Source organism: Pseudomonas sp. AKS31, from assembly GCF_023634765.1.
Classification (GTDB): Bacteria; Pseudomonadota; Gammaproteobacteria; order Pseudomonadales; family Pseudomonadaceae; genus Aquipseudomonas.
Genome location: NZ_JAMLFX010000004.1, coordinates 196,764 through 209,785, shown reverse-complemented (window position 1 = coordinate 209,785; position 13,022 = coordinate 196,764). Strand labels below are relative to the sequence as shown.

The following is a 13,022-nucleotide window of genomic DNA, read 5'->3' as shown; positions in this document are numbered from 1 at the left end:
GCTTATCGACAGATCACCAGCATGGTGCGCGTGACGTAGCCCGCCGGATTGAAGCCAAAAGGAAACTCATCTTCGTCCTTGGCATCATCCGATCGCGTGACCACCTTGTATCCCGCCCCCTTGCACTCCTTTGCCGCGCGCTTCTGACATTTCTCCCAGCCAGAGCCCAATCCGGAGCAGTCGACCTCTATACCACTGACACCACGCACGGCATGGGTCTTGGCACTGGTCGTACAGCCGGCCAGAACCAGTACAGCCATGAGGACAATAAACTTGTTCATCCACTTCCTTATGCCAGGCAACTGCCCGACGACTACACACTTAAGACCAAGCTTAGTCGTGAATAGGCGATTGATCCGATTAAAGAAACAGACCACCCGGAAGCAAGATTGGTTTCACTAAAAACCCCACACAAGCCGTGAGCACTAAATCGCAGGCACAAAAAAGGGCGACCGAAGTCGCCCTTTTTCATGATCAAGCAGAACTTAGTTCTGCTTGGCCATTGCTTGACGCAGCAGTGCAGCCATAGTGGTATCGGCAGGAGCAGCAGCTTCACCTTCTTTCAGGCTCTGGATAGCTTCTTTCTCTTCAGCATCGTCTTTCGATTTGATCGACAGCTGAATTACACGGCTCTTACGATCAACGCTGATGATCTTGGCTTCTACTTCCTGGCCTTCTTTCAGAACGTTGCGCGCGTCTTCAACGCGGTCACGGCTGATTTCGGAGGCTTTCAGAGTCGCTTCGATATCGTCGGCCAGAACGATGATGGCGCCTTTGGCGTCAACTTCTTTCACGGTGCCAGTAACGATTGCGCCTTTGTCGTTAACCGAGACGTACTCGGAGAACGGATCGCTTTCCAGTTGCTTGATACCCAGGGAGATACGCTCGCGCTCTGGGTCAACCGACAGGATAACGGTGTCCAGCTCGTCGCCCTTCTTGAAACGACGTACGGCTTCTTCGCCCACTTCGTTCCAGGAGATGTCGGACAGGTGAACCAGACCGTCGATGCCGCCGTCCAGACCAATGAAGATACCGAAATCGGTGATCGACTTGATGGTGCCGGAGATTTTATCGCCCTTGTTGAACTGGCCAGAGAAATCTTCCCATGGGTTAGATTTGCACTGCTTGATGCCCAGGGAGATACGACGACGCTCTTCGTCGATGTCCAGAACCATAACTTCCACTTCGTCGCCGACTTGTACGACTTTCGAAGGGTGGATGTTCTTGTTGGTCCAGTCCATTTCCGAAACGTGTACCAGACCTTCAACGCCTTCTTCCAGCTCAGCGAAGCAGCCGTAGTCGGTCAGGTTGGTTACACGAGCGGTAACGCGAGTGCTTTCTGGGTAACGGGCTTTGATAGCAACCCATGGATCTTCGCCCAGTTGCTTCAGGCCCAGGGAAACACGGTTGCGTTCGCGATCGTATTTCAGAACCTTAACGTCGATTTCGTCACCAACGTTGACGATCTCGGAAGGATGCTTGATGCGCTTCCAGGCCATGTCGGTGATGTGCAGCAGGCCGTCCACGCCACCCAGATCGACGAATGCGCCGTAATCGGTGAGGTTTTTGACGATACCTTTGACTTGCTGGCCTTCCTGCAGGGATTCCAGCAGAGCTTCACGCTCGGCGGAGTTCTCGGCTTCCAGGACGCTGCGACGGGAAACGACAACGTTGTTGCGCTTCTGGTCCAGCTTGATGACCTTGAATTCCAGCTCTTTGCCTTCCAGGTGCGTGGTGTCGCGCACTGGACGGACGTCAACCAGGGAACCTGGCAGGAACGCACGGATGCCGTTAACGTCGACAGTGAAGCCGCCTTTAACCTTACCGTTGATAACGCCCTTGACCACTTCCTCAGCTGCGAAGGCTGCTTCCAGAACGATCCAGCATTCAGCGCGCTTGGCTTTTTCACGGGACAGCTTGGTTTCACCGAAACCGTCTTCAACCGAGTCCAGCGCAACGTGAACTTCGTCACCGACATTGATAGTCAGATCGCCAGCGTCGTTGTAGAACTGCTCAAGCGGGATGAGTGCTTCAGACTTCAGGCCAGCGTGAACGGTTACCCAGCGAGCTTGGTAATCGATATCAACGATAACACCGGTGATGATGGAGCCTGCCTGAAGGTTCAGGGTTTTTAGGCTTTCTTCAAAGAGTTCCGCAAAGCTTTCGCTCATTTTAATTCCTGTAAATGAGGGCGAAGGATACGCCCATCTCCACACCCCAGACGGTGTGGGTTAGTTTCATATAAAAGAAGCGCTGCAGGACTATGACTGGTCCCCTGCGGCCTTCTTGGTCACCCGGCGATATCGCGAATGGCGATTTCGCTCATGATGCGTTCAAGCACCTGATCGATGGACAACTCCGTGGAATCCAGCTGTATGGCGTCAGCCGCCGGCTTAAGCGGGGCTACCGCTCGCTGGGTGTCACGCTCGTCGCGAGCACGGATCTCATCTAGCAGACTCGACAGACTAACACCCTCGACTTTGCCCTTCAACTGCAAATATCGACGGCGAGCTCTCTCCTCGGCACTGGCGGTCAGGAAAATCTTCAGCGGTGCATCCGGAAAAACCACCGTGCCCATGTCGCGGCCGTCGGCCACCAGGCCCGGTGCTTCCTGAAAAGCACGCTGGCGCTGCAGCAGCGCCTCGCGCACGGCCGGCAATGCCGCCACTTGCGAAGCACCGGAGCCGACGCTTTCGGTACGGATGACATCGCTGACTTCGTCACCTTCCAGAATGATCCGTTGCAACTGACCGTCGGTCGCCGCAATGAACTGAACATCCAGATGAGCAGCGAGTTTCTTCAGCAGCTCTTCATTGGTGAGGTCGACACCATGGTTACGTGCAGCAAATGCCAGCAAGCGGTACAACGCACCGGAATCCAGCAGGTTCCAGCCCAGACGCTTGGCCAGAATCCCGGCTACGGTGCCTTTGCCCGAGCCGCTTGGCCCATCAATGGTGATGACCGGTGCAATGTTTTTCACGACTGAGCCTCTTGTGCCACACGAATACCCACCTGCCCGCACAGCGCGAGGAAGTTCGGGAACGACGTCGCGACGTTGGCGCAATCATGGATGCGGATTGGCGCAGTAGCGCGCAACGAGGCAACGCTGAACGCCATCGCGATACGGTGATCGCCATGACCATGCACTTCGCCGCCGCCAATCTGGCCGCCGTCGATGATGATGCCGTCCGGGGTTGGCTGGCATTTCACGCCCAGCGCCAACAGGCCGTCCGCCATCACTTGAATACGATCCGATTCCTTGACCCGCAGCTCTTCAGCGCCAGTCAGCACGGTACGCCCTTCGGCGCAGGCAGCCGCCACGAACAGCACCGGGAATTCGTCGATGGCCAGCGGAACCAGCGCTTCGGGAATCTCGATACCTTTGAGTTTAGCTGCCCGCACACGCAGGTCGGCCACAGGCTCGCCGCCAACTTCACGCTGGTTCTCCAGAGTGATGTCCGCGCCCATCAAACGCAGGATGTCGATCACACCGGTACGTGTCGGATTGATGCCGACGTGCTCAAGCACCAGTTCCGAACCTTCAGCGATCGATGCAGCGACGAGGAAGAACGCCGACGACGAGATGTCACCCGGCACTTCGATATGGGTCGCGGTCAGCTTGCCACCGGACTCGACCGACGCCGTGGCGCCATCAACGCTCACCGGATAACCGAAGCCACGCAGCATGCGCTCGGTGTGGTCGCGAGTCGGAGCCGGCTCGGTCACCGTGGTCTTGCCTTCAGCGTACAGACCAGCAAGCAGCAGGCAGGATTTCACCTGAGCACTGGCCATCGGCATGGTGTAGGTCAGGCCTTTAAGCTTGTGACCACCGCGAATGGTCATCGGCGGACGACCTTCGGCAGCGGTCTCGATCACGGCGCCCATTTCACGCAGCGGATTGGCCACACGATTCATTGGACGCTTGGACAGCGACGCATCGCCAGTCAAAACACTGTCGAAGTTCTGCGCAGCCAACAGGCCGGACAGCAGACGCATCGAAGTGCCGGAGTTGCCCAGATAGATCGGGCCCGGCGCCGGTTTCAGACCGTGCAGGCCGACACCATGGATGGTCACGCGGCCGTGGTGCGGGCCTTCGATGACCACGCCCATGTCGCGAAATGCCTGCAAGGTCGCCAGGGCGTCTTCGCCCTCAAGGAAACCTTCCACTTCGGTGACGCCTTCGGCCAGCGAGCCGAGCATGATCGAGCGGTGGGAAATCGATTTATCACCCGGTACGCGAATCCGACCGGACAGGCGGCCACCAGGTTGAGCCAGGAAGATCAGATCGTTGGAATTCATAGCGTCCACATAGGCCCTGCGGGCCAGGATTTTACTGAAATGCTCGCGGGCAACCCGGGCGCGCGTGAAGACGCCCAACAATTGGTGCCCATCCCCTGCATCGACCGCGTCGCGCAAGGCGTCGAGGTCGCTGCGAAATGTATCGAGTGTGCGCAGAACAGCCTCGCGGTTGGCGAGGAAGATGTCGTGCCACATCACCGGGTCGCTTCCGGCGATTCTTGTGAAATCGCGGAAACCGCCCGCAGCGTAACGGAAGATCTCAAGATTTTCATTGCGCTTGGCCAACGAATCGACCAGACCGAAGGCCAGCAGGTGCGGTAGATGACTGGTCGCGGCCAGCACCTCATCGTGACGCTCGACCTGCATGTGCTCGACGTCGGCGCCCAATTCGCGCCACAGACGATCAACCACAGCCAATGCGGCCGGATCGGTTTGCTCAAGCGGCGTAAGGATCACTTTGTGGCGACGGAACAGTTCTGCATTGGAGGCTTCCACCCCGCTCTGCTCGGAACCGGCAATCGGATGGCCTGGCACGAAACGCGCCGGCATACCACCGAACGCTTCGGTTGCCGCGCGCACCACGTTGCCTTTGGCGCTGCCGACATCCGTCAGAATCGCCTGTCCAAGATCCATACCCGCCAGACGCGCGAGCACTTTTTCCATGGCCAGGATCGGCACGGCCAGTTGAATCACGTCAGCGCCCTGGCATGCAGCTGCCAAGTCGTCTTCACAACGATCGACCACACCCAACTCGACCGCCAGCTTGCGCGATTGCGGGTCGAGATCGACCCCGACCACTTCGCGGCAGACGCCGCTTTCACGCAAGCCTTTGGCAAACGAACCACCGATCAACCCCAGACCGACCACCACCAGGCGCCCGATCATAGGTGCAGCAGATTGCAGTGCAGTGACATCACCCACGAGCCAGAACCTTGCGCAGCGCTTCGAGGAAGCGGCTGTTTTCCGCCGGCAGACCGATGGTCACCCGCAGGTGGTTCGGCATGCCGTAATTGGCCACCGGACGCACGATCACGCCTTCGCGCAGCAAGCCCTGAAATACCGGAGCGGCTACTTGACCGAGGTCGACGCAGATGAAGTTACCCTTGGATTCGATCCAGCTCAGGCCCAACTCACGGAAACCGGCTTGCAACTGCTGCATGCCCGCCTCGTTGAGCTGACGGCTTTGCGCCAGATACTCGTCGTCCTTCAGTGCCGCACAGGCCGCCGCCAAGGCGAGGCTGTTGACGTTGAACGGTTGACGCACACGGTTCAGCACATCCGCCACCACCGGGGTGGACAGGCCATAACCAACACGCAATGCCGCCAGACCATAAGCCTTGGAGAACGTGCGCGAAACCAGCAGGTTCGGGTAAGCGGCGAGGAAATCCAGACCGTCCGGCAGATCACTGCCTTCGGCGTACTCGATGTAAGCCTCGTCGAGCACCACCAGCACATGCCCCGGAACATCCTGCAGGAACTCGTCCAGCGCCTCTGCGCCGAACCAGGTACCGGTCGGGTTATTCGGGTTGGCGATAAACACGACGCGGGTATTGGCATCAATGGCCGCAAGCATCGCAGGCAGGTCGTGCCCCCAATCCTTCGCCGGAACCACTTTGGCCTGCGCGCCGACCGCCTGAGTGGCGATCGGATACACCGCAAACGCGTGCTCACTGAACACCGCATTCAGGCCCGGCGCCAGATAAGCGCGCGCGACCAACTCAAGAATGTCGTTGGAGCCATTGCCCAGAGTGACCTGGTTCAGCTCGACGCGGCACTGCTCGGCCAGCAGCGATTTCAGCGCGAAACCGTTACCGTCCGGGTAACGGGTCAGCTCGGCCAGCTCTTCGCGGATCGCCGCCAAGGCTTTCGGACTGGCGCCCAGCGGGTTTTCGTTGCTCGCCAGTTTGACGATTTTTGCCGGATCCAGATCCAGCTCGCGCGCCAGTTCGTCCACAGGCTTGCCCGGAACGTACGGCGAAAGTTGTTGCACGCCCGGCTGTGCCAGAGCGAGGAAGTTACCACTCATTTGCTACCGCCCTTAGAGAACTGCTTTCGGGTAGGAACCCAGCACTTTGAGTGCCACTGCTTCCTGACTGATCTTTTCCAGCACACCCTTGATCAACGGATCACGGTGGTGGCCGACGAAGTCGATGAAGAACACGTAGGTCCATTTGCCGCTGCGCGACGGACGGGTTTCGATCCGGGTCAGGTCGATCCCGTTGTCATGGAACGGCACCAGCAGCTCGTGGAGCGCACCTGGCTTGTTGCTCATCGAAACGATGATCGAAGTCTTGTCGTCACCAGTCGGCGGCACTTCCTGGTTACCGATCATCAGGAAGCGCGTCGAGTTGTCCGGACGATCTTCGATCTTCTCGGCCAGACGGGTCAGGCCATACAGACCAGCCGCCATATCGCCGGCAATCGCCGCCGAGTTCCACTCGCCCTTGACCCGCTTGGCCGCTTCAGCGTTGCTGGACACTGCCACGCGCTCGACATTCGGGTAGTGCGCATCCAGCCACTTGCGGCACTGGGCCAGCGACTGCGCGTGGGAATAGATGCGGCTGATGCTGTCGGTCTTGGTGTTTTCACCGACCAACAGGTGATGGTGAATGCGCAGCTCGACTTCACCACAGATGACCATGTCGTGTTCAAGGAAGCTGTCCAGCGTGTGGTTGACCGCGCCTTCGGTGGAGTTTTCCACCGGCACCACGCCGAAATTCACAGCACCGGCCGCCACTTCACGGAACACTTCGTCGATCGCCGCCATCGGCTTGCTGATCACCGCGTGACCGAAGTGCTTCATCGCGGCAGCCTGGGTGAAGGTGCCTTCAGGGCCGAGGTAAGCCACTTTCAGCGGCTGCTCCAGCGCCAGGCACGAGGACATGATTTCGCGGAACAACCGCGCCATCTCTTCGTTGCCCAGCGGCCCCTGGTTGCGCTCCATCACCCGTTTGAGCACCTGAGCTTCGCGCTCAGGACGATAGAACACCGGCACTTCGCCTTCGGCCAGCGAGGCCATCTTTACTCGCGCGACTTCCTGGGCGCAACGCGCACGCTCACTGATCAGCTCGAGGACTTTGGTGTCCAGAGCGTCAATGCGAACGCGCAGTGCCTTGAGTTCTTGCTCGGACATCAGCCGTGTTCCTTCTCGAATTCAGCCATGTACGCCACCAGCGCGTTAACGGCGGTGATGTCGACGGCGTTGTAGATGGAGGCGCGCATGCCGCCCACAGAGCGGTGGCCCTTGAGATTGAGCAGACCACGCGCATCGGCGCCGGCGAGGAATGGCTTGTCCAGACGATCATCAGCCAGACGGAACGGCACGTTCATCCACGAGCGGTCCGACTTGTTGATCGGGTTGCTGTAGAGGCCGCTGGCATCGATGAAGTCGTACAGCGTGCGCTGCTTGACGTCATTCAGTTTGGCGATCGCTTCGACACCGCCCTGCTCTTTCAGCCACTGGAACACCAGACCGGACAAATACCAGGCCAACGTCGGCGGGGTGTTGTACATCGAGCCGTTATCGGCCGCGACCTTGTAGTCGAGCATGGTCGGGCACAGCGCGCGCGCCTTGCCCAGCAAGTCTTCGCGAATGATGTTGACGACGATGCCGCTCGGGCCGATGTTTTTCTGTGCGCCGGCGTAGATCATGCCGAAACGCGAGATATCAACCGGACGCGAGAGGATGTCCGAAGACATGTCCGCCAGCAGCGGCACGTCACCGGTTTCAGGGATCCACTGGAATTCCAGACCGCCGATGGTTTCGTTCGGTGCGTAGTGGACGTAAGCGGCGTCTTTCGACAGATTCCACTCGTTCTGGCCCGGGATGGCGAAATAGTCGTAAGGCTTGGCGGTGGCGGCAACGTTGACGTGACCGTAGCGCGAGGCCTCTTCGATGGCTTTCTGCGACCAGATACCGGTGTCGATATAGTCGGCCGAGCCGTTTTCCGGCAGCAGGTTCAGCGGAATCTGCGCGAATTGCTGGCTGGCGCCACCTTGCAGAAACAGCACTTTGTAGTTCGACGGGATATTCAGCAGGTCACGCAGATCCTGTTCGGCCTGGGTGGCGATGGACACGAACTCATCACTGCGATGGCTCATTTCCATGACCGACAGACCCTTGCCGTGCCAATCAAGGAGTTCCCCTTGGGCGCGCTGCAGGACAGCTTCAGGAAGCGCCGCAGGACCGGCGCAGAAGTTATAGGCTCGCTTGCTCACATCCAATCTCGCTCTGACTTGGTGATACACAAAAAATCTGTAAATCTGATAGGTCTACCTCTGTAGGAGCTGCCGAAGGCTGCGATCTTTTGATCCTGTTTTTTACCTTCAAGATCAAAAGATCGCAGCCTTCGGCAGCTCCTACAGGGGAAATTCATACCGGACAAATAACAAGGGGGCGAATTCTCATCCGCCCCCTCGTTTGTCCGCTTATTCTTGCGGTTCTTCGTCTGCTGCGGCGTCGAGTTGCTGGTCTTCGACAGCATCGTCGTTCACGACAGTGCCTTCGAATTCCTCGCCCTCTTCACCCTCAAGCTCTTCACCTTCAACTTCCGAAGGCTCCTGAACCCGCTCCAGCCCGACCAGGGTTTCGTCCTTGGCCAGTTTGATCAGCGTTACACCTTGAGTGTTACGGCCCAGGCTCGACACTTCGTCGACACGGGTACGTACCAGGGTGCCCTGATCGGAGATCAGCATGATCTCTTCACCGTCCTGCACCTGAACCGCGCCGACCAGACGGCCGTTACGCTCGTTGCTGACCATGGCAATAACGCCCTGACCGCCACGCTTGTACTCAGGGAACTCGGTGATCGCCGTGCGCTTGCCGTAGCCGCGCTCGGAAGCGGTGAGAATTTCGCTGCCTTCTTCCGGAATCAGCATGGAGATCAGCTTCTGCCCTTCTGGCAGACGCATGCCACGCACACCGCGGGCGGTACGGCCCATGGCGCGAACTTCGGACTCTTTAAAGCGAGTCACTTTGCCGCCGTCGGAGAACAGCATGATTTCCTGCTCGCCATCGGTGATGGCAGCGGAGATCAGGATGTCGCCTTCGTCCAGCTCCAGCGCGATCAGACCGACGCTGCGCTGACGGCTGAAGGCCACCAGCGGAGTCTTCTTCACGGTACCGTTGGCGGTCGACATGAAGATGAACGGGGCTTTCTTGCGGTCGGCAGCCTTGATGCGGGCGCGACGCTCTTCGTCGGTTTCGTTGCTGTTTTCGATCTCTTCTACATCCGCCTCGGCGCCTTCGGCCTCTTCTTCATCAGCCTGACGCTTCATGGCTTCGAGATCGACCGGCAGCATGGTGGTGATGTATTCACCCTCGCTCAACGGCAAGAGATTGACCAGCGGGCGACCACGGGCGGCGCGGGACGCTTCCGGAATCTCGTAGGTCTTGAGCCAGTACACCTTGCCCTTGCTGGAGAACAGCAGCAGCGTGGTGTGGCTGTTGGCAACCAGCAGGTGAGCGATGTAGTCCTCATCCTTGACGCCGGTCGCCGACTTGCCTTTACCGCCACGACGCTGCGCCTGGTACGCAGCCAATGGCTGGGTCTTGGCGTAGCCACCGTGGGAGATGGTCACGACGCGCTCTTCTTCCGGGATCATGTCACCCAGGGTCAGGTCGAGACGGGCATCGAGAATTTCGGTACGACGCTGATCGCCGTATTCGGCGCGGATCACTTCCAGCTCTTCGCGGATCACTTCCATCAGGCGCACGGCGCTGTTGAGGATGCGGATCAGCTCGCCGATCTGGTTGAGGATCTCTTGATACTCGGCCAGCAGTTTTTCGTGTTCCAGACCGGTCAGACGGTGCAGACGCAGTTCCAGAATGGCTTGCGCCTGTTCTGGCGACAGGAAGTATTTACCTTCACGCAGACCGTATTGCGGATCGAGGTTTTCCGGACGGCACGAATCGGCACCGGCACGCTCAACCATCGCCACCACTGCCGAGGATTCCCACGGCGTGCTGACCAGCGCTTCTTTCGCTTCCGACGGTGTCGGCGAAGCCTTGATCAGGGCGATCACCGGGTCGATGTTCGACAGGGCAACGGCCTGGCCTTCGAGGATGTGACCACGCTCGCGCGCCTTGCGCAGTTCGAACACGGTACGGCGGGTAACCACTTCGCGACGGTGACGGACGAAGGCTTCCAGCAGATCCTTGAGGTTGAGGATGCGTGGACGGCCGTCGATCAGCGCAACGATGTTGATGCCGAAGACCGATTGCAGCTGGGTCTGGGCGTAGAGGTTGTTGAGGATCACCTCAGGCACTTCGCCGCGACGCAGTTCGATCACGACGCGCATACCGTCCTTGTCGGACTCATCGCGCAGTTCGGTGATACCTTCCAGCTTCTTCTCTTTGACCAGCTCGGCGATCTTCTCGATCAGACGCGCCTTGTTCAACTGGTAAGGGAGTTCAGTGATGACGATCTGCTGACGACCACCGACCTTGTCGATGTCTTCAATGATCGAGCGGGCGCGCATGTAAATACGCCCGCGACCGGTACGGTAGGCTTCAATGATGCCGGCACGACCGTTGATGATCGCGGCGGTCGGGAAGTCCGGACCGGGGATGTATTGCATCAGTTCATCGACGGTCAGCTCAGGGTTGTCGATGAGCGCCAGGCAACCGTCGATGACTTCACCGAGGTTGTGCGGCGGAATGTTGGTCGCCATGCCCACGGCGATACCGCTGGAGCCGTTGACCAGCAGGTTGGGGATACGGGTCGGCATGACCGCCGGGATCATTTCAGTGCCGTCGTAGTTCGGCACCCAGTCCACGGTTTCCTTGTGCAGGTCAGCCAGCAGTTCGTGCGCCAGCTTGGTCATGCGCACTTCGGTGTATCGCATGGCCGCTGCGTTGTCGCCGTCGACCGAACCGAAGTTGCCCTGACCGTCTACCAGCAGGTAGCGCAGGGAGAAAGGCTGGGCCATACGGACGATGGTGTCGTACACCGCGGTATCACCGTGCGGGTGATACTTACCGATCACGTCGCCGACAACACGGGCAGATTTCTTGTACGGCTTGTTGAAGTCGTTGCCCAGCTCGCTCATCGCGAACAGTACGCGACGGTGCACGGGCTTGAGGCCATCGCGCGCATCCGGCAGTGCACGGCCGACGATCACGCTCATCGCGTAGTCGAGGTAGGACTGTTTCAGCTCGTCTTCGATATTGACCGGGAGGATTTCTTTGGCCAGTTCGCCCATGAGAAGCCTGATTCCTTTTTCTGGTGAAACTTCGTCATATCCATATGGGACCAACGAAGCTCGTCGGGGCAGGCCGAGTGCCATGCACCGACTTACGACAAATCAACATTGGATCGCGGATTTGCGCAGTAAAGACAGCTCCGTGGAGCTGCCTCGGAAAACGCCGGATGTTATCACAAGAGCCGCCACGCACCTATCCCCCTGATGCGCATGGAGCATAGTTAGTTGACCGGTGACAGGCTTAACGGGGACGAGAGAAGCTCAGAGCTTCGTTGAATGCAGAATTGAGGCTTGGTTTAGCGATGTTTATTGACATTTAGGGCCCCAAACACCTGTAGGAGCTGCCGAAGGCTGCGATCTTTTGATCCTGACCTGTAAAAAGCAAGATCAACAGATCGCAGCCTTCGGCAGCTCCTACATTGAGTATCACCGCATCAATGCAGGCGTTTGCGGCACATCAACTGGGCCATTTTCGCGGTGTCCGGGCGCTCGACGATGCCTTTTTCGGTGACGATCGCGTCGATGAGATCCGCCGGCGTCACGTCAAACACCGGATTGAACGCTTCAACGTCCGCGCCGAGACGCTTGCCGCCGACTTCCAGCAACTCGGCGCCGTCACGCTCCTCGATCGGGATGTCGTCACCGCTGGCCAGATTCATGTCGATGGTCGAACTTGGCGCAACCACCATGAAACGCACGCCGTGGTGCATGGCATTGACCGCCAGTTGATAGGTGCCGATCTTGTTGGCGACGTCACCATTGGCCGTGATGCGGTCCGCGCCAACGATCACCCAGGTCACGCCTTTGGTTTTCATGATGTGCGCCGCGGCGGAGTCGGCATTCAGCGTCACCGGGATGCCTTCATTGGCCAACTCCCACGCAGTCAGGCGCGAGCCCTGCAGCCATGGACGGGTTTCGTCGGCATAAACGCGCTCGACCATGCCTTCCAGATAAGCCGCGCGAATCACCCCCAGTGCCGTACCGAAACCGCCGGTCGCCAGCGCGCCAGTATTGCAGTGGGTCAGAATCGCCTGGGCATTGCCCTGATGCTTGCGGATCAGGTCAACGCCGAGCTGGGCCATGGTCAGGTTGGCTTCACGGTCGCTTTCATGAATGGCGATGGCTTCGGCTTCCAGCGCCGCCAGCGGGTCGGCGTTTTCTTTCAAGCGATCCAGACGATCGTGCATACGGCCGAGTGCCCAGAACAGATTGACTGCCGTCGGACGGGAATCGGCGAGCAAGGCGAAATCTTCTTCCAGCGCCGCCGACCAGTCGCCACCTTCGGCGATCCGCGCACGGGCCGCGAGGACGATGCCATAAGCGGCACTGATGCCGATGGCCGGCGCGCCACGCACCACCATCGAACGAATCGCCTCAGCCACGTCGGCGGCGCTGGTGTAGGCAATCCAGGTCTCTTCGAACGGCAAAATACGCTGATCCAGCAGGTGGAGCGCGCCATCTCGCCAATCGATGGCCTTTACTTTCTCCGCAGCCAACAGTCGATCGCGCATCCCTCACCC

Annotated in this window: 9 protein-coding genes; all 9 read right to left on the bottom strand. The window is 59.1% G+C overall.

Annotation, left to right across the window (positions count from 1 at the left end):
• Positions 1–2: 2 nt before the first annotated feature.
• The 9 genes from M9827_RS15250 to mtnA all read right to left on the bottom strand — a co-directional run bounded on the left by M9827_RS15250 (position 3) and on the right by mtnA (position 13,013).
• On the bottom strand, positions 3–281 hold the full coding sequence (locus M9827_RS15250; RefSeq protein ID WP_250606031.1) for a hypothetical protein: 279 nt from the start codon (positions 279–281) through the stop codon (positions 3–5).
• A 204-nt stretch (positions 282–485) separates the two neighbouring features.
• Positions 486–2,171 carry a 30S ribosomal protein S1 gene (rpsA, locus tag M9827_RS15245; RefSeq protein WP_093435292.1) on the bottom strand — a complete coding sequence of 562 codons (1,686 nt, stop codon included), beginning with the start codon at positions 2,169–2,171 and terminating at the stop codon, positions 486–488.
• Positions 2,172–2,290: 119 nt separating this feature from the next.
• Positions 2,291–2,980, bottom strand: coding sequence for a (d)CMP kinase (gene cmk, locus M9827_RS15240; RefSeq protein WP_250606030.1), 690 nt, complete (start codon positions 2,978–2,980; stop codon positions 2,291–2,293).
• Complete coding sequence (locus M9827_RS15235; protein WP_250606155.1) at positions 2,977–5,184, bottom strand: bifunctional prephenate dehydrogenase/3-phosphoshikimate 1-carboxyvinyltransferase; 2,208 nt, start codon at positions 5,182–5,184, stop codon at positions 2,977–2,979. The genes cmk and M9827_RS15235 overlap by 4 nt, the downstream gene beginning before the upstream one ends.
• 28 nt (positions 5,185–5,212) lie before the next feature.
• Complete coding sequence (gene hisC / locus M9827_RS15230) at positions 5,213–6,325, bottom strand: histidinol-phosphate transaminase (RefSeq protein WP_250606029.1); 1,113 nt, start codon at positions 6,323–6,325, stop codon at positions 5,213–5,215.
• 12 nt (positions 6,326–6,337) lie between these two features.
• A complete protein-coding gene (pheA, locus tag M9827_RS15225) occupies positions 6,338–7,432 on the bottom strand; it encodes a prephenate dehydratase (protein ID WP_016770924.1) in 1,095 nt (364 codons plus the stop codon).
• Positions 7,432–8,517, bottom strand: coding sequence for a 3-phosphoserine/phosphohydroxythreonine transaminase (gene serC, locus M9827_RS15220; protein WP_250606028.1), 1,086 nt, complete (start codon positions 8,515–8,517; stop codon positions 7,432–7,434). The genes pheA and serC overlap by 1 nt, the downstream gene beginning before the upstream one ends.
• A 210-nt stretch (positions 8,518–8,727) precedes the next feature.
• Positions 8,728–11,502, bottom strand: a complete 2,775-nt coding sequence (gene gyrA / locus M9827_RS15215; protein WP_250606027.1) for a DNA gyrase subunit A — start codon at positions 11,500–11,502, stop codon at positions 8,728–8,730.
• A 434-nt stretch (positions 11,503–11,936) separates the two neighbouring features.
• Positions 11,937–13,013, bottom strand: coding sequence for an S-methyl-5-thioribose-1-phosphate isomerase (mtnA, locus tag M9827_RS15210; RefSeq protein WP_250606026.1), 1,077 nt, complete (start codon positions 13,011–13,013; stop codon positions 11,937–11,939).
• Positions 13,014–13,022: the final 9 nt, after the last annotated feature.

Coding starts and splice junctions, on each gene's coding strand:
- M9827_RS15250 (WP_250606031.1), bottom strand. CDS start 281: ATGAACAAGTTTATTGTCCTCATGGCTGTACTGGTTCTGGCCGGCTGT.
- rpsA (WP_093435292.1), bottom strand. CDS start 2,171: ATGAGCGAAAGCTTTGCGGAACTCTTTGAAGAAAGCCTAAAAACCCTG.
- M9827_RS15235 (WP_250606155.1), bottom strand. CDS start 5,184: ATGATCGGGCGCCTGGTGGTGGTCGGTCTGGGGTTGATCGGTGGTTCG.
- hisC (WP_250606029.1), bottom strand. CDS start 6,325: ATGAGTGGTAACTTCCTCGCTCTGGCACAGCCGGGCGTGCAACAACTT.
- pheA (WP_016770924.1), bottom strand. CDS start 7,432: ATGTCCGAGCAAGAACTCAAGGCACTGCGCGTTCGCATTGACGCTCTG.
- gyrA (WP_250606027.1), bottom strand. CDS start 11,502: ATGGGCGAACTGGCCAAAGAAATCCTCCCGGTCAATATCGAAGACGAG.
- mtnA (WP_250606026.1), bottom strand. CDS start 13,013: ATGCGCGATCGACTGTTGGCTGCGGAGAAAGTAAAGGCCATCGATTGG.